Source organism: Megasphaera vaginalis (ex Bordigoni et al. 2020) (assembly GCF_900240295.1).
In the GTDB taxonomy this organism is placed as follows: Bacteria; Bacillota; Negativicutes; order Veillonellales; family Megasphaeraceae; genus Megasphaera; species Megasphaera vaginalis.
On sequence record NZ_OEQB01000005.1, the window covers coordinates 179,859 to 205,148 of the forward strand.

Genomic DNA, 25,290 nt, shown 5'->3' on the forward strand with positions numbered 1-25,290 from the left:
CGGTCATGCGCGCACTCGTCTCGCTGTCTAGCCGTCTTGTGCCGGCACGACGCCTCTATCGCCTCGCGACGCCGTAACCGGCGATGCAGATACTACGCTTTTTCCGCGCCCTTCTGCTGTATTTTCTCTTTCAAATCGATGCGCTTCGTCTTCTCCTTTACGGTATCGTTAACCGGGGCTTTGACCGTTTCCTTTACCGGCATTTTATCGCGGACCTTACCGGCCTCTTGCCCGGCTGCCGGCGCCGGCGACACCGCCTCCTTGATCGACATCAGGGAATAGGTCAATTCCGGCGTCAATCCGCCGTCAAGATGGAACATGCATTTGGCATCAGCCGCTTCGACATAAACGACATCGCTGTGCACGCTCCCCGGCACTGCGGCATAAGGGCCCGTCAACATCTTCTCAGCAGCGTTCCAGGTTAAATTGGCCCGCAGAGCTGTCGCAACGGCAACGGCCGGCAAATAGACCTTGCCGTTCTTGCCCAAAGCGCGAAGCGGCAGCTTCCGGCCGTTCACCAAAAGATCATAGGCTTTAGCAACATACGTCGGCTTGCCGTCGGAAGCGGCGATTTTCGCCTGAATAGCTTCAGCCGATTCGAAATTATCCACACCGTAGCCGGCTAACGCCTTTTTCACGGCCTCCACCTCCAATGGCTGCCGCTCGTAACCGTCGGGGTAAATGTAATAAGACACCGTATGATCAGGCGCGCTGTCAATGACGATGCGATCATAAAAAATTTCTACCGGCGTCCCTACCGGCGTGTGGTCGTACAGGTCTTCTATATCCTTTTCCAGGAGACGAATACAGCCGTTAGATACGTAGCCGCCAATGGACTCCGGCCGATTAGTCCCGTGAATCCCGTAATTTCCGTGTATTCCCATCCAGCGGTACCCCAGGGGGTTTGTCGGCCCCGATTCAATCTCCGTCCGGCTGTCGGGATCAATCCATGTCGGATTCACTTCTTTCACCTGCACGGAATAATACCCGATCGGCGTAGGCGTCGCATACTTGCCGACGCCTACGGGATACATGCGAATCTTCACCTTCCCCTCATAAAGCGTTAACATCCGACTTGCCAGATTCAGGACTATCTTCTTTTCCTGCGACTGCTTCCGCACCGTTGCCGGCGCAGTCGCAGGATTATCGGCATGAATGGAAACACTGGCAACAGGTGCAGCTTTCGCCGCTGGCGCAACCGTCGCCGCCGGCGTTGCAGCCACAGCCGTTCCGACAGTCAATGCGGCCAGAGCGGCAATCAAAAAACTGCGGCGCCGGGCAAAAAGGGATCGTTTTCTCCTATTCATTTTCAATCTCCAACTCTGATAGTAAACTGTTTATCATCGATAATATAAATCTAACGGTACGGCAACGAAAAAGCTGCCGTCACGCGCTTCTCCAAAGGTATCGTTTTTAATGCGGCAACGCTTCGGCGCGGTCGAGGAAACTGCGCAAAACATCGCAGGAATCATGAAATTGCCGCTGTTCCGACTCCGTCAATTCCATTTCCAAAACGCCTTCCATGCCGTTTTTGCCGATAATGCAGGGAACGCCGGCGGCGACATTGCGTTCTCCGTATTCGCCATCCAACGCCGTCGAACAAGGCCAAACCAACTTCTGATCCTGGAATATCGCCGTAATCAACATACAGGCCACGTTGGCAATGCCGAATTCCGTGCACCCCTTACCATCTACTTCCACATCACCGGCCTGTTTTACGGAACGCTGCAACGCGTCGAGCGTCGTCGCTGCCAACGCCGCCCGTTCTTTCCGCAGCTCCAAATACGATTTGCCGTTGATCAAGACGCGAGACCATACGACAAAGCTCGAGTTGCCATGTTCGCCCATGCAAAATCCCTGAATCGAACGGCGGGAGACCCCGGTTTCCCCGGCAATGACCCGCAGCAGCCGGTACGTTTCCAAACTCGTACCGGTGCAAAAACACCGATTCCGCTGCCAGCCCATGCGCCGACGAATATACTCGCAAATAATATCGGCAGGGTTGGAAATGCTGACCATGATCCCCCGGAAATCAACCTTTTTTAACTCGCCGATAACGTCATTGGCCATACGAATGGAGTCATCAAACATATCCAGCCGTGTCTCACCGGGACGGCGGCTTCTGCCGAAAGCCATAACCAGCACATCGGCATCTTGAAGCTCGCCGTATTCGCCGGCGCGGACCTGCGTGTCGCGGCCGCAAAGGCTGCCGCTGACAGCATCATCCAGGTCAAGAGCCTGTCCAAATGCCTTTTCCCGATCCTTATCAATCAACACGATATCATTAGCCTGGCCTGCCTGGAGCAGAGCCAGCGCCACATGGGAACCGACGTGCCCGGCCCCTATAATCACCACTTTACGTGTCTGCATCATTACAAATCCTCCTCTTAATTATCATTCTGATTTTATTATAACATAACCGGCTGCCGAAACAGAGGTGATGCAAAAGATCGTAAAAAAGATTTTACCGTTGTATATACAACAGACGGGTTCGACAATTCACCGTATACTGAAGAAGTAAAACGACGAAAGTTTACGAAATTTCCAGTAAGGAGGGTTTTCTATGGCAGAAGTGCAGATCAAGAATATGGAGCACAAAAAAGTTCTGGCCTTGGCCAGTCTTGTAACCGTCGTGCCGGGACAAGTCGTCAGCCGGACGCTGGCGCAGAATGACGCCGTCAGCCTGACGCTCTTCGCCTTTTCCAAAGGAGAAGAAATCAGCACGCACGAATCAAAAGGCGACGCCCTGGTCACCGTTCTTGAAGGGACTGGAAAAATAACGATCAGCGGTGTAGACTATACAGTAGAAAGCGGTCAGTCTCTGGTCATGCCGGCAGAACAGCCTCACGCCGTTTTTGCCTTAAATGACTTCAAGATGCTTCTTACTGTCGTCTTTCCTCATAAACAGGAAATTAATTAAAGCTTAGGAGGTATTTTCATGGATCAGAAAATGTTTTGCTTTCAATGTGAACAAACAATGGGCGGTACAGGCTGTACAGGCGGCACAGGAGTCTGCGGCAAATCGTCGGCGGCAGCAAACTTGCAGGACGAATTGACCGGCGCCCTGATCGGTCTTGCCCGTACCTGTCAATCAGTTCCGGCCACGGCGCACACGTACCGTGTCATCTTGGAAGGTCTGTTCACGACAATCACCAACGTTGACTTTAACGTCGACACGATTCAGGCCATGACCGATAAAGTCAACGCCGAAAAGGCGGCGCTCATTGCCGGCAACGAAGGCGCTTTCGACAAAGTGCGCAAGCTTTTCGGCGGCTCTTCCGCGGCAGACAAAGCCGCCGCCAACTACAACATCCAGCAAGTATGGAGCGGCAACGAAGACGTTCGTTCATTGAAATCCCTGATCCTTTTCGGCATGCGCGGCATGGCTGCCTACGCATATCACGCGCTGATGCTCGGTCACTCCAGCGATGAAGTAAATCAGTTCTTCGTCAAAGGACTCCACGCGCTCGGCGAAGACTGGGGCATGGATGAACTCTTGCCGATCGTACTGGAAACAGGTAAAGCCAACTTCGCCTGCATGGAAATGCTCGATCGCGCCAACACGACGACATACGGCACGCCGACGCCGACGACTGTTCCCCTGACAATTGAAAAAGGACCGTTCATCGTCGTGACCGGCCACGATTTGAAAGACCTCGAATTGCTTCTGAAACAGACAGAAGGCAAAGGCGTCAACATTTATACGCACGGGGAAATGTTACCAGCCCACGGCTATCCTGAATTGAAGAAATATAAACACCTCAAAGGCAACTTCGGCACCGCCTGGCAGAACCAACAAAAGGAATTCGACAATGTGCCGGCAGCCTTCCTCTTTACGACGAACTGTCTGATGCCGCCGCGCAAATCGTACAGCGACCGCGTCTTCACTACGGAAGTCGTCTCCTTCCCCGGTCTCGTGCATATTGATGACAATAAAGACTTCACGCCAGTTATCAACAAAGCTCTCGAACTCGGCGGCTATGCGGAAGATCATGAAATGACCGGCATCAACGGCGGCAAAACGGTCATGACGGGCTTTGGCCACGGTACCGTTCTCGGTGTCGCCGATAAAGTTATCGACGCCGTTAAAGCCGGCGCCATCAAACACTTCTTCCTCGTCGGCGGCTGCGACGGCGCCCGTCCGGGTCGTAACTATTACACCGAATTCGTGCAGAAAGCGCCTCAAGACTCCGTTATCCTCGCCTTGGCCTGCGGTAAATACCGCTTCAACGACCTGGATCTCGGCACCATCGGCGGACTCCCCCGCATCATGGATATGGGCCAGTGTAACGACGCCTTCAGCGCTATCAAAGTGGCTCTTGCCCTTGCGGAAGCCTTCGAATGCGGCGTAAACGAACTGCCCCTCAGCCTCGTCCTCTCTTGGTATGAACAGAAAGCCGTCTGTATTCTCCTGACGCTCCTCTACTTGGGCATCAAGAACATCTACCTCGGACCTACACTTCCCGCCTTCGTATCTCCCAATGTGCTGAACTACCTCGTAGAAAACTACAACATCAGCCCGCTCAGCACACCGGAAGAAGACTTGAAGAAAATCTTAGGATAAATTAAAAACATATGAGATATCATAAGATTAGCCTAAAGCCAGAGATGGCCTTTAGGCTAATTTTTCTCTATCTATTTTTTCTCTATCTATTTAATAAAGAATTACTTAGAAATACGTTTAAATCTATTTTTATAATCTTAAATATACTAACCAATAAATTTTATACTACGAATACTCTTAATTGATAAGGTATAATAAGTTTCGCAAATTCAATTTCATAAAAAATAGACATAGTCTATTGCCGTCGGTAAAATTAAGTTACCAAACAAAACCCACCGAGGAGGCACTAGCTATGTCTGATAACATTATACAGCTCAATGAGGATCTGATAAAGAACAATCTCAAAGATCTGGTGCGCAGCAGCGTCGAGGAAACCCTCAATGCTCTGCTTGATCATGAGGCTGATGAGCTTGTGAACGCTGGTAAATACGGGCGTTCCGGTGAACGGAAGGGCTACCGCTCCGGTCATTATGAGAGAAATTTCTCCACCACATCCGGTGATGTGATGCGCAGAGTTCCCAAACTCAAGGGCATTCAGTTTGAAACCGCTATCATCGAACGTTACAAGCGTCGCGAATGTTCCGTCGAAGAAGCCCTGATTGAGATGTACCTGGCCGGCGTCTCCGTTCGTCGTGTTGAAGACATCACGGAAGCACTCTGGGGAAGCAAAGTGTCCCCCGGAACCATCAGCAACCTCAATAAGAAAGCATATGAACACATTGAGGAATGGCGTTCTCGTCCCCTTACTGAGGAGTACCCTTACGTTTACGTTGACGGTGTTTACTTTAAACGCAGCTGGGGCGGAGAAATCCAGAATGTCGCTGTCCTTGTGGCCATCGGTGTGAACAATGAAGGGTATCGCGAAATCCTTGGAGCTGCTGAAGGTATGAAAGAAGATCACGAAAGCTGGAAAAACTTCTTTGTATGGTTGAAAGAGCGTGGGCTTAAAGGGGTTCGTCTCATCATTGGAGATAAGTGTCTTGGAATGCTCGAGAGTATTCCTGAAGTCTTTCCGGAAGCCCGCTATCAGCGCTGTACAGTACATTTCTACCGAAATGTATTCACCGTTACACCAAGAACAAAGATGCGAACCGTCGCAATGATGCTGAAAGCCATCCATGCCCAGGAAAGCAAAAAGGCTGCCAGAGAAAAAGCAGCTTCTGCAGCACAGCAACTCCGCGAAATGAAGCTGTCCGCTGCCGCCCGGAAAGTGGAGGAAAGCATCGAAGAGACGCTCACATATATGGACTATCCAACGGAACACTGGAACCGGATCCGGACCAACAACACCACTGAACGCGTCAACAGGGAGATCAAACGCCGAACAAAAGCGATTGGAGCATTCCCTGATGGTCAAAGTGCTTTGATGCTAGTCTGTGCCCGACTGCGCCATGTAGCAGCGTCGGAATGGGGATCCAAGCGGTATCTCAACATGAATCACCTGTTTGATCTGGAACTCCAGCGCAAGGTTGACGATCAGTCTGCAACCAGTTAACTATGGTACACCGGTGGCTGAAAATGAATTTGCGAAAGATTATTGACACTATCTCTTAATTATTTTTTTGCTAACAATTAAAAAACGATCGATAATTAATTCTCAATCTTATTTTAACAATCAATATCATCTACAAATATTCCGATAAATTTATCTCTTCTCAGTCATTTTATCTCTCAAACTATTAATTTATCAATTAAAGCTTCTCACTTTCCGATTGGGTGATAATATTTTAAAACATTATATAATTTTAGAAAAATCATAATAAATTACAATTATTTAATTTATCTTCATATTATTCACATACATCAAATTAGCATATATTATGTTTTTTTCTTACTTCCTATCTCTTTTTTTAAGGTTAATTAATTCACTAGGGGTACATGTATAATATTTCTTAAAAACTGTACTAAAATAACTTGTATCATTAAAACCAACTTGATGAGCTATTTCGGTTACCGTAAATTTATCTTTCTCTAATAATATTTTTGCCTCTTTCATTCGAACTTCTGTTAGATATTCTACAAATCGTTTTCCTACATATTTCTTGAAAATCCTACTAAGATACGCGCTACTCACAAAATATTTCTTTGCAACCCCTTCTAAAGTGATGTTATTTCGATAATTATTATTAATATAAGTCATCGCTAATCCAACAATTTGTTCTGCATTATTTTGAGTCATAGACAATTTAGATATAATACTATTTATTATAATATAAATCTCATCAAATAATACCTCTACAAAATTAGCTTCGTTAATTCTATAAACAAAACGTTTTCTATAACTTATTTTTTCGTTATCTTCTATATATTCTCCATATCCATCAATTAATGCACTCCCCAATCGAATAATTATTAATTTAGCCAAGCCTGGCTTATACTCGAGGTCTTCCATCTCATTAAATAATTGCTTAACAATATTATTAGCCTGTATCACATCATATTCCTTAACAGCTTTATCAATTAATCGAAATATACTATCAAATGCTATCTCCTTATCTTTTTGTTCGCTCTTACTAAGGTATGAGAGATTATGAGGTTTCCGCCAAAATAAATTAAAATCAATCCTATCTTGCAATTGATGATAACTATCAAAAATGGATTTGTTTTTATCTATAAAGATCACCGCAGTACAAAAATGTATGTCATATGTTTTTTCGTCTTTTATAAGACTATCATTCAATGTTTTTAGAATGTCCAAATTCCAGCGTTCTGAAAATATAAAAATCCTATACTCGTCCATCAATATGATCCCATATTTTTTCAATATAGATAGTTTGAGATCTTTAATATCATTAAATTTATTAGTACCTTCCTTATTCCACGGTTCAACTCCAATAATAGCAATAGGGGAGAAGTTTTTTTTATGACTAATCTTATAAAAAAGATTGTACACAGCTTTTTCTTCTGCCCCATTTCTTAACAGTTCCAATAATTGCCTGTTCATTACTATTGCGGATTTTTCCTGCAATTGCTGCTCCACTCTTTTTTTCTTTGACTGCTCTATTCTTTTTTTCAAAACGATTGTAATGCCTTTCTTCAAAATTTTTACAAGTTCTAATGGTCGTATAGGCTTAACAAGATAATCATTTACATCTACATGCATAGCTGTATGTATATAGTCAAATTCTTTATAAGCAGTTAATATATATATAATTATATCTGTGTTAATTTTTCGAATCTCTTTGGCTACCTCTAAACCATTAATTTCCGGCATATTAATATCTAAAATAATAAAATCCGGGGCACATTTTTTAACTAAAGCCAACGTCTCTTCTCCACTCTTAGCCGTGCCACAAATTTCGAATGGCAAATGATATTTTTTTATAACATACTCTATAAATTGATGAACAATGTACTCATCATCAGCGACAATTAATTTATACATGGATCCCTCATTCATTATTTTTATATGGAATTGTTATTTTCGCTATAGTTCCTCCACCAGTACGATGATTAAATTCCAATTTAAACTGTCCATCAAAATAATGTTTTAGTCTAAAATAAATATTATTGATTCCGAGTCCACTAGAATTATTTTGATTTATCGCTTTTTTATCTAAATGTTTTAGTCGATACATCTCTTCTTTGGGCATTCCTTTCCCATTATCAATAACCTCTATAATTGCCCATCCATTTTTAATAACTCCATTTACACATAATACTCCCTCATAGGCAATTCCCTGAAATCCATGTAAAATTGCATTTTCAACCAAAACTAATATAGACATTAGAGGGATAGTAATTGCTTGAATTCTGGAATCAAGATTAAAATTAAATCGAAATCGATCTGGAAATCTTGTTTGTTGGATATATAAATAATCTTTTATATACTTTAATTCTTCTTCTACCCTCACTAAGGACTTTTCTTTGCCCAAGCTAAGCCTTAATAAATTAGATAATGCATACGTCAACATGGCAATTTTATCATCTCCATCTATTATGGCTTGTTGAGCAATGGTATTTAATGTATTAAATAAAAAGTGTACATTTACCTGAGATTCTAAAAATTTTATATTTGTCTTTTTCAATGAATCAACAAGCATCGTTTGCATCTTCTTTTCTTGAACTAACGTATCTTTATATTTCTTTAATTCTCTCTCTGTTTTCTGCTGAATCAATAGTTCAACCAAAGAATTGGTCATGAATGACATGGTTTTTCCAACAGAAACAAGGTGATTACGAGACAAAAAAGGCAGTTCTAGATACGCTTTTCTCATCTTCGCGCTAAGACTTTGAATGTAATGATAATCTGTTATATCTGAAAGTTGTCCAAAACCGCAACAAAGATATCCTATAATTTTATCGTTTACGATAATTGGACCGCGGTTAATAGCTACCCCTAAATGACACTGATAAGGACCCGAAGAAACCACATTCTTAATATTTTGAGGATCCACTAAAGGACAGTTTCCGACTTTATCTTGAATACATAATTGGCATAGGGTTGTCAGATTCTTTCGATTCCCAATAACATGTCCTTTTTCATCAGTCATAACACTTTTCATATGAAATAATTCAGCAAACCCATCAATTGGATTATTAAGATTATACTCCTGAAGTAGTTTAGAATAGTCAATATCTATTAAATCTCCTATTTTATTTACAGTTTGGGGAATATCTGAATAAATAATACTAATAAAAGCCACCGAAGAATTAGTTGGATTAATGATATGATGTACACTATTAGTGCTAATATATCCAATCTTCCCTTGATCCAATATTATTTTTCTATTGTTACACCAATGAATACATGTACCCGTAATCCCTACAAGGACTTCGTGGTATCCAAAATGTTCATGAGGCATTTGCTCATGTAAGGGATACACCGTAACGACAGAAATAATAGGTTGAGATTTAGAATCATCTGGATCTAGTTGTAACCAACACTGTTCTCCCCACACAAAAGTAACTTCTTTTATAATTTTCACGTTATAAAATTCTCTAATCTTATTCCTAATTTCCATTAATAATATCACTCCCCATATTATGCTGCTTGGCATCTTTCATTAGGAGATTATTACATTAATTTTTAGTATCCCCCTATTCCTTCTCTTAATTGGTGATTTCACAACTCATTACAAAAATCCAAAAGCTTTTATACTATACCACTGATATAAAAACTACATATTTATTTAATTTTTATTAAAATAATTCTATCTTCAAAATATTTTTATAATAAACAAAAATTACTACCATACTCAACATGTACAAATAGCAGAAGACCACATAATGTATTTTGATTTATTATGTAGCCTTCCGCACGGATTAAAGTTAATATCGTTTCTTTAAAAATAACACAGATGCTGTTGCCAAAAGAGCAAACGTTGCTAAAAAATACATTCCAAAAACATCTGATTGTGTAATCGTTTTAAGATATCCTACAACATATGGTCCAATAAAACCACCTAAATTGGCAACAGAATTAATAATCGCAATGCCAACGGCAGCAGAAGCTTCAGTTAAGAACATTGTAGGTAATGTCCAAAAAGTTCCTACAAAGCAATAGATAGCAGCCGTACTAACACATAAAAGGACAACCGACAGCCATAAATTATGAGTTAACGTCAATCCAATCAAGCTAAAGAAAGCAATTGCAATCGGTAATGCAACATGATATCTTCTCTCCATCGTTTTGTCTGAATGTCGAGCAACTAAAACCATCGCAATCCCACCACAAATATATGGAATAGATGAAATTAAGCCTACTGAAGTATTAGTCAAGGTGCTAGATAAAGCTTTAATAATTTGTGGCATCCACAATCCAAGACCATATAAAGTAATAACATAACAAAGGTAGGAAAATGATAAATGCCAAACTTTTATATCAAGAAAAACCTTCCATTTATTAGTCGGAACAATCGCACTTTTTACTTCACGTTCTTTCGCCAAAGTCGTTAATAACCATTCCTTTTCCTCTTTATCTAGGAACTTAGATTGTTCTGGTCTATCTATCATAATAAATAACGCAACAATTCCCAACAATACGGCAGGAATGCCTTCAATTATAAATAGCCATCTCCATCCAGGAAGTCCTAACCATGCTACATTATCTAGAATAAAAGTAGATATAGGTCCTGTAATAATATTGGTTAATGCTTGACCGCACATAAAAATGGATACTGTATTGGCAAAATATTTTTCAGGAAACCAATATGTTAAGTATAATATCATAGCGGGATAGAATCCTGCTTCACAAACCCCTAATAGCACTCGCAAAATTTCTAAATGGAAAACCGAATCAGCAAAGGCCGTAATAATAGTAACAATGCCTCAGCTAATTAAAATTCTAGAAATCCAAATACGTGCTCCAAATCGATGCATAAGGACATTACTCGGAACTTCAAAGAAAAAATATGCTAAGAAAAATATCCCCGCAATCAAACCAAACACATCTGGAGTAATACCTAATTCACGATTCATTTCTAATGCGGCAAAGCTTATATTTACCCGATCCATTATAGATATCATATACATAAGCATAACTAGTGGAATTAGACGCCATCGAAGCTTACTTATCGTTTTTAACTCATCAAATGCTTTACTTTCCATTAAATCCACCCTCCCGATTTATTTTCACATAATAAATTAAAACTTACCGAGAATAGAGCGCGAGATAACTAATCTCTGAATTTGATTAGTCCCTTCGTATATTTGTGTGATTTTAGCATCACGCAAATAACGTTCAACCGGATATTCACGTGTATATCCATATCCACCAAGAATTTGAATAGCATCTAAAGCAATTTTCACAGCGATATCACTAGCAAAAGTTTTAGCCATCGCGGCCTCTTTAGAAAAGGAAAAACCTCTATCCTTTAATTCCGCAGCATGCCTAACTAATTGCCGAGCAGCTTCAATTTGTACAGCCATATCAGCCAACATAAATGAAATCACCTGCTGTTTCCCTATTGGTTTTCCGAACTGAACTCTAATTTTAGAATACTCCAAAGCAGCTTCATATGCAGCTTGCGCAATACCTACCGCTTGAGATGCAATACCAATACGAGCCCCATCTAAAACCACCATTGCACTAGAAAAACCTTTGCCTTCAACACCAAGTATATTCTCTTTAGGAATATGACAATCTTGAAAAATTAATTCACGAGTTTCTGATGCCCGGATACCTAACTTATGTTCCTTTTTTCCAAAAGAAAATCCCGGAATCCCTTTTTCGACAATGAATGCCGTGATTCCCTTGGTCCCTTGGCTTTTATCTGTACTCGCAAGAACCGTATAGATATCCGCTTCACCACCATTTGTAATAAAACATTTACTCCCATTTAAAATATATTCGTCTCCATTTAAAAGTGCTGTAGTCTGAACGCCGGCGGCATCAGATCCCGCATTAGGTTCCGTCAACGCAAATGCTCCTATTTTTTTCCCCATTGCTAAATCTGGTATATATTTCTTCTTCTGTTCATTCGTACCATTATAGAGAATAGGCATAATTCCAGTTGAAGTATGCACTGCCATTATGGCCCCTGTAGATGCATCCGCTTTTGATATCTCTTCAATAGCACTTATATAAGTAACGGTATCGGTTCCGGCACCTCCCAATTCTTCTGGAACAGGCATTCCCATCAAACCTAATCCTGCCATTTTGTGAATATTTTCCCAGGGGAACTCTTCTTTTTCATCCCATTCAGCTGCTTTAGGTGCTATTTCTTGTGCTGCAAAATCAGCAACAACCTTTCTTAAACTTTCCTGTTCTTCATTTAATATTGACATATATTTACCTCCTAAATTTTATTTTTTCATAACCATAGCGACCGCTTTACCATCAATTACTACTTCATCATGTTGATTTTTTATAATAGTACTCATAATTATCCTACGTTTTGCATCAATCTTTTCAATTACTTCTGCTGTAGCCGTAATTGTATCTCCAATTTTTACAGGTTTTACAAATTTTATTTCTTGGGAGAGATACAAGCCATTTTTTCCAGGAATACCACATCCCACTAACGTTGAAATAAATGAAGCGGTTAGCATACCATGACAAATTCGTTCTTCAAACATAGAAGTTTTAGCATATTCCGAATTCGCATGTAATGGATTAAAATCTCCTATAATCCCCGCATAATTTATTACATCAGATTCGGTAATCGTTTTTGTAATACTTGCAGTCTCCCCTATTTCAATACTCTCATAAGCACGTTCTGGAACAAATTCTCTATGCATTACCATTGCACTGCCTCCTTTTATAAAAATTAATCCTCAAAAACAGCTCCATCCATTGCAGACTTCACTATTTTAGAATACCGCTTTAAATAACTTCCTTTTTGCAAATAATTCTGGCTGGGTCTCTTCCACTTTTCTCTTCGCCGTTCTAATTCTCTTTTATCTATACAAAGATTCACCTTACAGTTATTAAGATCGATTTCGATTTGATCTCCTTCCTTTACAAGCGCAATGGGCCCTCCTTCCGCTGCTTCTGGAGAAACATGACCAACGCAAGCACCAGATGTAGCGCCCGAGAATCTTCCATCTGTTACTAGCCCAACTTCTTTCGAAAGACCCATCCCAACAATTGCGGCTGTTGCGGTGAGCATTTCTCTCATTCCCGGTCCCCCTTTAGGCCCTTCATAGCGTATAACTACAATATCTCCTGGCTTTATTTTTCCACCATAAATGGCTTCAACCGCTTCTTCCTCATGATCAAACACGCGCGCCGTTCCTTGATGGTATAACATTTCTGGATCAACTGCCGCTTTCTTACAAACTGCGCCTTCCGGAGCAAGACTTCCATACAGGACTTCAAGTCCTCCAGTCTGAGAGTATGCATTATCTCTATTGCGAATGACTTGGTCATCAACTACTTGACCGTCAGCTATATTTTCAGCAACAGTATTACCTGTTACCGTTAATAAATCATTATGAATTAGTCCCATTGCATCTAAATTTTTCATAACAGCTTTTACACCACCCGCATTATGAAAATCTGCAGGATAACATCCGTTGGTAGCCGGTTTGATTTTCACAAGATGAGGTACCTTTGCTGCCATTTTATTAAAACAATCAACACTGAAATCGTCTATCCCAGCCACATAGGCTAATGCCGTCAAATGTAATATTGTATTGGTAGATCCACCAATCGCCATATCAACTGCAATTGCATTTTCAATAGCTTCTTTAGTAACAATTTGTTTTGGTAATATATTATTACGGTAGAGTTCCATGATCTTCATACCAGTTCTTTTAGCTAAAGCTAATCGTCGACCCGTTCCAGCCAATATATCCGATCCAGGTAGGCACATCCCTAAAGCTTCAGTCATATAATTCATGGTATTTCCCGTTCCCAATAAATTACAAGCACCACACCCCGGTAAAGCGACTTGTTCGCGCCGAGACAGCTCTTCACGAGTAATAACTCCCCGAACCACGTCACCTTGATCCGCCATAAGATCTGTATAATTAATCTTTTTGCCATCAATACATCCAGTGATCATAGCTCCACCACTAATAAGAATGGTGGGGATATTTAGACGAACCGATGCTATAAGCATCCCTGGCGTAATTTTATCGCAATTTGTAATCATAACCATGGCATCATATTGATGAGCATTAACCATACATTCTACAGAGTCTGCAATCAATTCTCTACTTGCCAACGGATAATGCATCCCATAATGACCTTGTGCAATTCCATCACAAATAGCGATCGTAGGGAATTCCACCGGTGTGCCACCGGCTGCAATAATTCCCTCTTTTACAGCTTTAGCAATTGTATCCAAATGAACATGACCAGGCATAGCCTCATTTTGTGAATTAACAACTGCTACTATCGGTTTTTCTAAATCTTCAGGAATGAATCCCATGGAATAATACAACGCCCGATGTGTCGCTCTTTCAATTCCTTTTGTTGTGACTTCGCTTCTCATAAAATTATCTCCTTTATATTCGTGTGAAACCACGTCAATATTTGTGCTATTTTTAACAATCATTAATATGCGTATTTTGCATATAATAAAATTCATTTCTTAATCAAAGAATATCATTTTATATTTTATTTGACTGTAGAAATTTTTGACATCAACTTTAATATTTTTGCACACTTATATAATTATCTATAATTTAATAAATCAAAATAGTATTTGACGCCTCATTCTTCAAATAAAAATATTTTCCCTGGATTAAGAATTAAATTTGGGTCGAATACTTTTTTTACTCTCTTCATGTATTTCATTTCTATCGGATCTGTAAATAATTTCATTTCCTTAATTTTTTTAGATCCTATTCCATGTTCTCCTGATAATTTTCCTCCTATAGAATAGACAAAATGATACAAATCATTATGAAAATCATCAAGTTTCTGATTCCAAATCGCATTCGGCGTATCACATTGCATTGCATGTACATGTATATTACCATCGCCAATATGCGCTGCAGTCATTGTCCGAATAGAATATTTATTTTCAAACTCAGTTAATTTTTTTATTAGAACACTAATTTGATCTACAGGCACAACAATGTCTTCTGCATAAAACACTAAACTTTCTATTCTAGTAGCCTCCGCTATATCTCTTCGTGCTCTCCAAATGCGGTCTTGATCTGCCATAAGCATATCTATAGCCCCCATTTGCGAACAGATTAAGTCAACTTTTTCCATTTTCTGATCAATCTCATCTTCTGTTAATCCGTCAATTGTAATAATGACATATACAACATTCTCTTTATCCGCATCAGGCAAATCAACTTTTAAGTTCTTTTTACAAAGTTGAATACAACTCGTATCCATAAACTCCAGAGACATTGGACAAACGCCTTCTTTGAGAATCTTATTGGGTACACTAAGCGCATTATCTAAATTGGTAAATACAGCCAATAAGTCTGACGTATACTTTGGTAGCGGTTGCAATTTTAAAGTAATTTCCGTAACAATTCCTAAAGTCCCTTCCGCCCCAATAATCAATTGCTCCATAGCGTACCCTGTGCTTTTTTTCTTTAATCTAGCTCCAAACTCAACAATTTCTCCTGCGGCAGTTACAACCTGAACGGAATACACTTGTTGTCTTGTCGTACCATATCGTACGGCTTTATTTCCTCCTGCATTAGTGGACACATTACCACCAATCTCACAGCCAGCATCCACACTACATGGATCTCCTGCATACATTAGGCCTTCTTCTTTAGCTGCATTTTGTATATCAATAGTCTGAACTCCAGCTTGTACTCGAACAAACAAATTATCAGGATCCAATTTTAAAATTTTATTCATCCGATCAAAAGCTAAAACGATCCCCCCTAATACAGGGATCGCTCCTCCTGCTAACCCTGTTCCTCCACTTCTAGGCGTAACCGGAATAATATATTTATTAGCTAATTTCATAATCGCAGCAACTTGTTCGGTTGTCTCTGGATAAACCACAGCCTCCGGCAAATGATGATATTTAGGATTCGCTTCTTCATCAGTTTTATATGCTTCTAAACGATCAGCATCATTTACTGCGTAATGATCACCCACAATCTCTTTTAATTCTTTAATAATTGTGGAATCCACTGCATGATAATTTTTCATTTTATCCTTTTCCCCTTCATATTGTATTCTCATACAATAAAATAAATCAGTGGTTATTTGAACGAGAGCATATAAATACAATTCAAGTTCAATTAACCACTGATCTCACCTCTCAAAAAAATGTGTTCAAAAAACTATTAGTTACAAATTTTAAATTATTTTCTTGGTTTCATAATCTCTTGCATATGAACATAATTTTCGTATCTATCTTTAGCATCTTTTTCTGTCTTTGCATAAAGAGCTTCTGCCGATGCAGCATCTACTTTTTGCAAGGAAGCAAACCGTACTTCTCCTAATAAGAAATCCCGGAAATTACCTTGAGGTACTTGCGAATCTAAACTGAAAGGATTTTTCCCTTGGTCTTTTAAATCCGGATTATACCGGTATAAGTGCCAATACCCCGAATCCACAGCTCGTTTTTGTTCAAGTTGACTATTACCTTGCCCTGATTTCAAACCATGATTGATGCACGGTGCATACCCAATGACAATAGACGGACCATTATAAGCTTCGGCTTCTGCAATAGCCTTCATAAACTGATTAGGATCCGCACCCATCGCAACTTGAGCAACATATATATATCCATAGCTCATGCACATCATACCCAAATCTTTTTTCTTCGTACGTTTACCCATTGTAGCGAACTTTCCCACTGCCGCCGTAGGTGTTGCTTTAGACGGTTGTCCACCTGTATTAGAATAGACTTCTGTGTCAAAAACAAACACATTTACATTTTCATCAAGTGCCAACACGTGATCTAATCCGCCAAAACCAATATCATAAGCCCAGCCATCACCGCCGAAAATCCACGTACTTCTTTTAATGAGATTTTGTTTTAAATCATAAATACGTTCTAATTCAAACTTGCCTTCTTTTTCTTTTTCAAGAGCAGCAACAACGGCATCCGCACGTTCACGCGTGCCTTCGGACTCTTCCATTTTATCTGCCCAATTCTTAAGGACACTCGCTAATTCAGACGATGCAACAGACATTGCCTCGTCAACATAACCTTTCAATAACTGACGATTATTCCGATCCCCCAAGAAATATCCATAACCGTATTCAGCATTATCTTCAAAAAGAGAATTGCCCCAAGCAGGTCCATGACCTTGCTGATTTTTCTTATATCCATTTGTAGGGGCACTCCCCCCCCAAACATTAGAACACCCATGGGCATTAGCAATTATCATCCGATCTCCAAACAACTGGGTAATAACTTTTGCATAAGGTGTTTCAGCACAACCAGCGCAAGCCCCAGTAAATTCTAAATACGGCATTTCAAATTGCGAGCCTTTTACCGTATTTTTATTCATAAAGTTTTCTTTTTGCGGGAGTTTCACTAAATAGTTCCACAAATCAGATTTATATTCTTCTTGATCATAATCAGCCATTTCCAAAGCCCCTGCAGGACAAACTTTCGTGCAAGAAGTACAACCGAGGCAATCCTTTACCGATACGGCAATACTGAAATTATACGCTTCTTTACCAACCGCTTTTTTTGTTTCCAATCCGGCCGGAGCTTCTTTTACTTCTGAGTCAGTAGTCAAAAAGGGACGAATAGCTGCATGAGGGCATACAAACGAACACTTATTACACTGCACACATTTAGATACGTCCCATTTAGGCACTGATACAGAAGCGCCTCTTTTTTCTTCTTTTGCAGTATCCAAAGGATACGTTCCATCTTCCCAACCATCATAAATTGAGACAGGGAAAGAATCTCCTTGCAGAGCTTCCATAGGTGCTGCAAATTTTTTAAAGAACTCCGAATGATTCATTTCATCAACAAGATCATCAGTGCATTGCTCCCATGATGCAGGATATTCTACCGGAACGATAGCATTAACGCCTGCGTCAATCGCTTCCCAGTTCATATCGACAACATGTTGCCCTTTATTTCCATAAGAAGTAACAACTGATTCTTTTAATTTAGAAATCGCTAAATCCAACGGAATAACATTGGCTAATTTAAAAAATGCTGATTGCATCACCATATTAATGCGGCCGCCTAATCCAATTTTTTTAGCAATGCCAACGGCATCCACAATATAGAATTTGACATTACTTCTTGCGATACTGCGTTTTAAAGAAGCCGGTAATTTTTCATCCAGCTCTTCTATTGTCCAAGTACAATTTAATAAGAAAGTACCACCTTTTTTTACTCCTTGTAATAAATCAAAATTCTTCACATAAGATTGTCTATGACACGCAATAAAATCAGCTGTATGAATTAAATAGGGCATCTTAATTGTTTCTTTTCCAAATCTCAAATGAGAAACTGTTACCCCACCAGACTTTTTGGAGTCATAAGCAAAATATCCTTGAGCATATAAATCTGTATTATCGCCAATAATCTTAATTGCCGTTTTATTAGCGCCTACTGTACCATCTGAACCGAATCCCCAAAACTTGCAAGCATGAAGCCCAGTTTGTCCAAGGTCTAGCGCCTCAGTTCTATCTAAAGACAAATTAGTGACATCATCAACAATACCTACGACAAAGTGATTTTTAGGAATTTCTTTTTCCAGATTGTCGAAACAGGCGACCACATCTGCCGGTAAGTATTCTTTGCCCCCAAGACCAAATCTACCAGCATACACCTTAGGAGCGCTATCTACAGTTGCAAATGTTGATGCCACACTTTGATATACAGGATCACCATTGGCACCTGCTTCTTTCGAACGATCCAATACTACAATTTTCTTAACCGTTTTGGGTATCGCATCAATAAAGTGCTTTTCAGACCACGGCCGGAATAAATGAATATTTAAACATCCGACTTTACGACCTTGTTTATTCAGGTATCTTACCGTTTCTTCCGTTACTTCCGCACCACTCCCCATAATTACGATAACGCTTTCAGCATCTGCAACGCCTGTATAATTGAAAAGATGATATTCTCGTCCTGTAATTTCTTTGACTTTCTTCATATAATTTTCAACCATATCGGGAATAGCATCATAGAATTTATTACGTGATTCAAGGTGCTGCATATAAATGTCCCCAGTTTCACAGGCGCCTCTCCAGACAGGATTATCTGGATTTAAAGCCCGTTGTCTAAATTCTAATAAAGATTTTTCATCAAGAAATTCTTTTAATTCTTTATAATCAAGCACTTCTATTTTTTGTATTTCATGAGAAGTTCTAAATCCATCAAAAAAATTCATGAAGGGAATTCGACTCGAAATAGCCGTTGCATGAGCCACCGCAGATAAATCCATAACCTCTTGAACACTAGATTCTGCTAGCATCGCAATACCTGTAGAACGAGTAGTCATAACATCATTGTGTTCTGCAAAAATGGTTAATGCATGAGATGCCACAGTACGGGAGGCTACATGAAATACGCCCGGTAATAATTCACCAGCAATTTTGAACATACTTGGAATCATAAGCATAAGACCTTGAGATGATGTAAAGGTATTTGCTAATGAGCCACATTGTAAAGCCCCATGCATCGTCGCAACTGCTCCCCCTTCAGACTGCATTTCCTGGACTCTTACAGTATGACCAAATAAATTTTTACGTCCCTCCGCCGCCCATTCGTCGATATGTTCAGCCATTGGAGATGATGGTGTAATTGGAAATACAGAAGCAATTTCGGTAAATGCATATGCTACATATGCAGCTGCCGTATTTCCATCCATCGTTTTAAATTCTTTACCCTTAGTCATTTAACTACACCTCTTCTATACTCTACGATAAATACATGGCTCTACACTTGTGTTACCAATACCTTAAATGGCCTTTTATAAATCGGTATCTTTTTTTAAGATATAGCTTTTTATATTTTTTTTCTTTGAAATTTTTGACATTTTCATTAGTATTTTTGTTCACTTATTAATTCTATGGGTATAATATATCTGTATATATTACATCAGAAAAAAAATTGACATTTACAAAATCACATCATTATATTCTAAAATAACCTCAAAATATCCTAAAAAAAGAATGATTCATCCACGAATTTCATAAGAAACATAAAATTTCTCCGAAATTATCAAATATTTCAAATAACGGTCATGGCCATTTAAAATCTGAAGCAATTGTAGAATTAGAGTATGAAATGTATAGAAACGAAAGAGTCTTTTCACACAATAGACTTAATAAAAACTGCAAAATCGGCTTACATCTACATCGTAAAGATAGTGAAACTATTTATATACTTAGAGTACCGATACTGGTATAAATAACAGAATCAACCGTTCTATTAATCAGGATGACATACTATTTTGTGGAGATGGCAATCAACATAGTCTTTTAAATGTTAATGACGAACCATTAGAATTCATATCACTAATATTATTTAAATAAATTTACATTCAATACATATCATATATAAGAGATAAAAGCCTACAAATACTCCCCCTGGCATCAGGTAGGTTTATTTGTAGGCTTTTATCTCTTACAAAAGAATTAATTGAAATTATAGTTCATAATTATTTAAAGTGTAAAAAGTTATTATACATACATTTATACTGTGACTGTTCTATTAAAAATTTATGCACATAATTTTTTTCTTTTTATTATTTCGTACCCTAACTACCGTGCGTTGGCCTCGCCGCGATAGATGGTGCCACGGCTGCTGTCAACCGTAACGGTTTCCCCGTTTTCCAAAAGCTCCAGGGCATTTGTCGTCCCGATAATCGTCGGGATCCCCAAGGTAATAGCAACGATAGCCGATTCGCTGGAAAGCCCAACTTCCTCGGAAATAATGGCGCCGGCCCGTTTCATGTAAGGGATGAGCGCCGGTACTGCACTGCGGATGACGAGGACGGCTCCATCTGTAAAGTCCGCCGCCAACGAAGACTCGTCCTTGGCCAGGCAGATCTTACCGATCGCCGAATTTCGTCCGATGCCGGTACCTCGCAATAAGACGTCGCCGACCACTTGCACACGGATCATATTCGTCGAACCTGCCTGCGAGACCGGGACGCCTGCCGTCAAAACGACGAGATCACCGGCTTTAATCAACTCATTGTCGAGCGCCGCAAAAATTGCATTTTCAACGACTTCATCGGAATCTCCCGCTTCTTTTCCCAAAACGGCATGAACGCCCCAATTCAGTTGCAGCCGCCGAATGATCGTTTCGTGCGGCGATACGGCAATAATCGGGCAATCAGGACGGTATTTGGAAATCATCTGCGCCGTACTGCCGCCTTCGGTAGAAGCGATAATCGCGGCGGCGTGAAGATCCTTTGCGATCCGCACCGTCGCTCTGCCGATTGATTCCGTCGTCGTCGATGACGACGCGTGCTCATCTTCATGAGAATTCGGTTCGAAGGTTCCTTCCGTATACAAGGCGACGCGAGCCATCGTCTGCACGGCTTCGACCGGGTAGAGTCCGCCGGCCGTCTCTCCGCTGAGCATGATCGCATCGGTACCGTCCAAAATAGCATTGGCAACGTCACTCGTTTCCGCCCGCGTCGGCCGCGGATTATTGCACATTGATTCCAGCATTTGCGTCGCCGTGATCACCGGCTTGCCGGCCTGCTGGCATTTGATGATCAGCATCTTTTGCAGTGCCGGAACTTCCTCTGCCGGCACCTCCACCCCGAGGTCGCCGCGGGCGACCATGATGCCGTCGCTCATCTTGATAATCTCATCGATGTTCTGTACGGCAGCTTGACATTCGATCTTGGAAATGATTTTCATCGGACTGTTGTGTTTTTCCAATATCTTGCGGATCGTCACGACATCCTTGCCACGTTGAATAAATGAAGCGGCGATCCAATCCATATTCATGCGGACGCCGAATTCGATATCCCTTTCATCTGTTTCCGAAACGGCCGGCAAATTGATGGCAATGCCCGGTACGGCAACGCGCTTACGATCACTCATCTTCCCGTTGTTGAGAATGACGGTATGAATATCTTCGCCTTCAATACCGGTTACTTCCAAGTTGACCAACCCGTCGGAAAGAAGAATGTGGTCGCCGACATGAAGGTCCTGCGGCAGTTCTTTATAATTCATCGACGAAATCGTTTCATCGCCGATTACGTCCCGCGCCGTCAACGTAAACGGCGCGCCGGCTTTCATTTCGATCGAGCCGTTCTTAAATAAACCGAGGCGAATTTCCGGTCCCTTCGTGTCCAACATCAACGCGATCGGGCGCTGCATCTTTTGGGCTGCCGCTCTGACGGCTTCTATCCGCCCTTTATGTTCATCATGTGAACCGTGCGAAAAATTAAAGCGAGCCACATTCATTCCCGCTTGAATCATGGCTTCCAATTTTTCCGGCGTTTCCGAGCTCGGCCCCAAGGTGCAAACAATTTTGGTTTTTTTCAACATGTTCGTTATCTCCCCATATTTGTCTTATTCAGAAAACACAGCCATCTGCCCATCAAGAGCGGTCAGCAAAATCCTAGCGCTGACCGCATTTGTCGCAACAGGAATCGAATGAACGTCACAAAGCCGCAAAAAAGCCGATACATCCGGCTCATGGGGCTGCGCCGTCAGCGGATCGCGCAAAAAGACGACTGCCAATACTTCCCCGGCGGCGATCATCCCGCCGATCTGCTGATCGCCGCCCATAGGACCGGGCTGCATCTGCTTGACGTCAAGTCCCATCGCGGCATGAATCCGCCGCCCCGTTTCACCGGTACCGACTAAAGGATACCTTCTCAACAACGCTTGAAATGTATCGGCAAGAGCTACGATCGCATCCTTTTTCGCATCATGCGCAATCAGTGCAATATACTTTTTCATCGGGTCTCTCCTTCTCCTAATACGTTTCCGTTCCCACCGGTTCTCTTTTTGTCCCACATAAACAATAGCAATACACCTTTTCCGTGTCTACAGTGATTGTATCGTATCCCTCGGGAGATTGCAAGAAAAACGCCAGGAAAAAGGACATTCTTACAAAGATCATACGTTTTTTCCCATTCTTGACAAAGCGCTCGCTCCAAGAGGAGAATAAGAGAAGAAGGGGGAGAGTGTATTGCTGAAAATACTTTCTGTTATTTACATGTTATGGGGCTTCAATTGGGTCGTAATGAAGGAAGCCAACCTTTTCTTTTCGCCGACCATGTTCGTCGCACTCCGCTTTGCCGGCGGCGCGATAGCGCTTCTGGCGACAGCCGCCTGGCTGAAGTTGCCGCTGCCGCCGCGGCCGTATTGGAAATGGATCGCCGTTACCGGAATCCTGCAGATCGCCGTCAATAATCTTGCCATACAGATCGGCGTCGTCGCCCTCGGTGCAGGGCTCGCGGCGGTACTGAACTACAGCATGCCTGTGTGGGTTGCCATAATGGCCCATTTCATTTTGAACGAACGGCTGACGGTACGCAAGCTCGGTGGCATCGCCGTCAGCATGGCCGGACTCCTCATTCTCATGAAAGTAGACGTCATAGGCAGTACGAACGGCATTCTTATTACCTTAGGCGGCGCCGTCGCCTGGGCTGCCGCCAGTATCCTCATGAAGATCCAAGGCCGCGTCATAACGGAAAATCAACGAAACGGCCGCCGCGCTGCGTGTCACATCATCCAATACACGGCTTGGCAAATGGTGGTCGGCTCGCTCAGTCTTTTCGCCTACATGGCGATTTCGCCACCGCCGCCTGCTGTCTGGACGCCCCTCGCCGCTGCCTGCCTCCTATACAATTGTCTCTTTGCTTCGGCTTTGGCCTTTTTCCTCTGGAACCATCTGCTCACGCTGATCGAAGCCTCAACCGCTTCCACCGCCGTTCTCGGCGTCCCTGTCGTCGGCGTCCTCGGCGGTGTCATCTGTTTCGGCGAACCGCTGACCCCGCAAATCGCCATCGGCATGGTCATGATCCTAGCCGGTATCGTGACCATCGTACGTGCGCCGGCAACCAAATAACGGCCGGACCTTGCCGACTGACATCCCCGCCGACATCCGGCGCCAGACAGAATCCGGCAAAAAAGCGCCTGCATTCGCTGTTCAGCTGAATGCAGGCACTTTTTTACACCAAATATTCTCCCACATCTCCCGCACTGGAGAAAAAGAGCGGCGAAAGAGTCCGACCGTAACTGCCGGCGTGAGAAAAAGCCAGTATATCGCCTGCCGCCGCTTTCGGCAAAACGACATCTTCACAGAGAATATCCAGAGCCGTGCAGAGATTGCCGACAACGGTGACCCTTTCCATTTCTTTCACGTCGCTCAGCAGAAAAACGCGGGATGAATCGTACGTCGTAAACAACGGCTCCATGCCGGCAGGTTCGGCGTCTTGCGCCAACTGCCGAACAAATCGGGCAATTACGGGCCGTAAAAAACCGTTTAAAGCATTTTGCACGACAAGGTACGTTTTTCCGCCGCATGTTTTTTTATCGATAATCGGCGTATAGTACGTGCCGGCCGTGCAAGTAAGGAAACGGCCGCTTTCTATATACAACTTCGCCTGCAAAGCCGCGGCATTACGAGCGCATATATCCGAAACAGCAGCCGCCAACACGGAAAAATCAACAGGCGCCTCCGTTCCGCTTCCGTATACGACACCGATGCCGCTGCCAAAATTAATATATTGCAACGCAACGCCGAAAAGAACCGACACCCGTTCGGCCAACTCGTAACAGGCCCGATAATACGCGCCGATCCGAACCGCATCAAGCACCTGAGAACGCAAATGGACATGAATGCCCGTAATGCGCACCTGGGGCCATTGTTTTACAATAGCTGCCAACTGCGGCAGCAGCTTCTCATCAATACCGAATGGGGACGGACCGGCAAGTCCTCCGTCAAAAGAACGCTGCGGCTGAATGCGCAGGCCGATAGAAAGAATTTCCCGTCTTGCCGCCGCAGCCGCAGCCAAGCGTTCCACTTCGCCGAGACTGTCGGCAACAAAGACACATTTCCCCCAAACACGGCATATATCTTCGTCACTTTTCCCAGGTGACGAATAAAAAATACGATCGGACGCAGCGCCTTGCGACAAAGCCAATTCCACTTCCCGGACGGAAGCCGCGTCGGCACCGAAGACCTGGGACAGCACCGCTTTGACAACTGGCGGATACGGGTTGGCTTTTACCGAATACAATACGGAAAGTCCCGGCAGCGCTGCCTTCAACTGCAGACACCGAGCCGTAATACAAGCCTGATCGTAAATATAACAGGGCGCATGATCGCGAATAAAGGATTGCCCCATGCGCTTCACCTCCACCTTATCATCGGTTCGCGCAGCGTCGGCGCGAAAAAAAATGACAAACGGTCACGGTGCCTCGGCTGTCAAAAAACTGCGGCCGTTCTTTT

Annotated in this window: 16 protein-coding genes and 1 pseudogene; 4 read left to right on the plus strand and 13 right to left on the minus strand. The window is 42.2% G+C overall.

The genetic code is table 11. The features are described from left to right. Positions 1-92: 92 nt before the first annotated feature. Positions 93-1,307 carry a L,D-transpeptidase family protein gene (locus C0977_RS08025; RefSeq protein ID WP_023052660.1) on the minus strand — a complete coding sequence of 405 codons (1,215 nt, stop codon included), beginning with the start codon at positions 1,305-1,307 and terminating at the stop codon, positions 93-95. 106 nt (positions 1,308-1,413) lie between these two features. After that, positions 1,414-2,373 carry an L-lactate dehydrogenase gene (locus C0977_RS08030; RefSeq protein WP_023052673.1) on the minus strand — a complete coding sequence of 320 codons (960 nt, stop codon included), beginning with the start codon at positions 2,371-2,373 and terminating at the stop codon, positions 1,414-1,416. Between the two features lie 190 nt (positions 2,374-2,563). Between C0977_RS08030 and C0977_RS08035 the strand changes: the two genes are divergently transcribed. The 3 genes from C0977_RS08035 (at position 2,564) to C0977_RS08045 (ending at position 6,059) form a co-directional block, all read left to right on the plus strand. Continuing rightward, positions 2,564-2,920 (plus strand): cupin domain-containing protein, encoded by a 357-nt coding sequence (locus C0977_RS08035; RefSeq protein WP_101913035.1) that lies wholly within the window; start codon positions 2,564-2,566, stop codon positions 2,918-2,920. 18 nt (positions 2,921-2,938) lie between these two features. After that, positions 2,939-4,564 (plus strand): hydroxylamine reductase, encoded by a 1,626-nt coding sequence (gene hcp / locus C0977_RS08040; protein WP_200814247.1) that lies wholly within the window; start codon positions 2,939-2,941, stop codon positions 4,562-4,564. 292 nt (positions 4,565-4,856) lie between these two features. Continuing rightward, entirely contained in the window at positions 4,857-6,059 is a 1,203-nt protein-coding gene (locus C0977_RS08045; RefSeq protein WP_101913036.1) for an IS256 family transposase, read from the plus strand. 336 nt (positions 6,060-6,395) lie between these two features. On the opposite strand, the gene C0977_RS08050 is transcribed toward C0977_RS08045, so the two are convergent. From C0977_RS08050 to mgsA, 10 genes and pseudogenes are all read right to left on the minus strand, one after another. Continuing rightward, complete coding sequence (locus tag C0977_RS08050; RefSeq protein WP_159459049.1) at positions 6,396-7,949, minus strand: response regulator transcription factor; 1,554 nt, start codon at positions 7,947-7,949, stop codon at positions 6,396-6,398. A gap of 7 nt (positions 7,950-7,956) precedes the next feature. Beyond that, a complete protein-coding gene (locus C0977_RS08055) occupies positions 7,957-9,528 on the minus strand; it encodes a histidine kinase (RefSeq protein ID WP_159459050.1) in 1,572 nt (523 codons plus the stop codon). A 307-nt stretch (positions 9,529-9,835) separates the two neighbouring features. Then, positions 9,836-11,113 (minus strand): annotated as a pseudogene (locus tag C0977_RS08060) (MFS transporter). A 36-nt stretch (positions 11,114-11,149) separates the two neighbouring features. Beyond that, positions 11,150-12,292, minus strand: a complete 1,143-nt coding sequence (locus C0977_RS08065) for an acyl-CoA dehydrogenase (RefSeq protein ID WP_101913039.1) — start codon at positions 12,290-12,292, stop codon at positions 11,150-11,152. A gap of 18 nt (positions 12,293-12,310) precedes the next feature. Further along, complete coding sequence (locus C0977_RS08070; RefSeq protein WP_234987617.1) at positions 12,311-12,751, minus strand: MaoC family dehydratase; 441 nt, start codon at positions 12,749-12,751, stop codon at positions 12,311-12,313. A gap of 23 nt (positions 12,752-12,774) precedes the next feature. Further along, a complete protein-coding gene (gene ilvD / locus C0977_RS08075; RefSeq protein ID WP_101913040.1) occupies positions 12,775-14,445 on the minus strand; it encodes a dihydroxy-acid dehydratase in 1,671 nt (556 codons plus the stop codon). Between the two features lie 221 nt (positions 14,446-14,666). Further along, the gene (locus tag C0977_RS08080; protein WP_101913041.1) at positions 14,667-16,082 is read right to left on the minus strand and encodes an FAD-binding oxidoreductase; all 1,416 of its coding nucleotides are present in this window, start codon (positions 16,080-16,082) and stop codon (positions 14,667-14,669) included. A 155-nt stretch (positions 16,083-16,237) separates the two neighbouring features. Further along, entirely contained in the window at positions 16,238-19,756 is a 3,519-nt protein-coding gene (gene nifJ / locus C0977_RS08085) for a pyruvate:ferredoxin (flavodoxin) oxidoreductase (RefSeq protein WP_101913042.1), read from the minus strand. A gap of 868 nt (positions 19,757-20,624) precedes the next feature. After that, a complete protein-coding gene (pyk, locus tag C0977_RS08090; protein WP_101913043.1) occupies positions 20,625-22,373 on the minus strand; it encodes a pyruvate kinase in 1,749 nt (582 codons plus the stop codon). A 24-nt stretch (positions 22,374-22,397) separates the two neighbouring features. Further along, positions 22,398-22,790 carry a methylglyoxal synthase gene (gene mgsA / locus C0977_RS08095; RefSeq protein ID WP_101913044.1) on the minus strand — a complete coding sequence of 131 codons (393 nt, stop codon included), beginning with the start codon at positions 22,788-22,790 and terminating at the stop codon, positions 22,398-22,400. A 232-nt stretch (positions 22,791-23,022) separates the two neighbouring features. Here mgsA and C0977_RS08100 point away from each other — a divergent pair, with 232 nt between their 5' ends. Beyond that, positions 23,023-23,904 carry a DMT family transporter gene (locus C0977_RS08100; protein ID WP_023052597.1) on the plus strand — a complete coding sequence of 294 codons (882 nt, stop codon included), beginning with the start codon at positions 23,023-23,025 and terminating at the stop codon, positions 23,902-23,904. Positions 23,905-24,007: 103 nt separating this feature from the next. Here the strand turns inward: C0977_RS08100 and C0977_RS08105 are convergent, their stop codons facing one another. Then, positions 24,008-25,186: an alanine racemase gene (locus C0977_RS08105; protein WP_101913045.1), complete on the minus strand. Its 1,179-nt coding sequence runs from the start codon at positions 25,184-25,186 to the stop codon at positions 24,008-24,010. Positions 25,187-25,290: the final 104 nt, after the last annotated feature.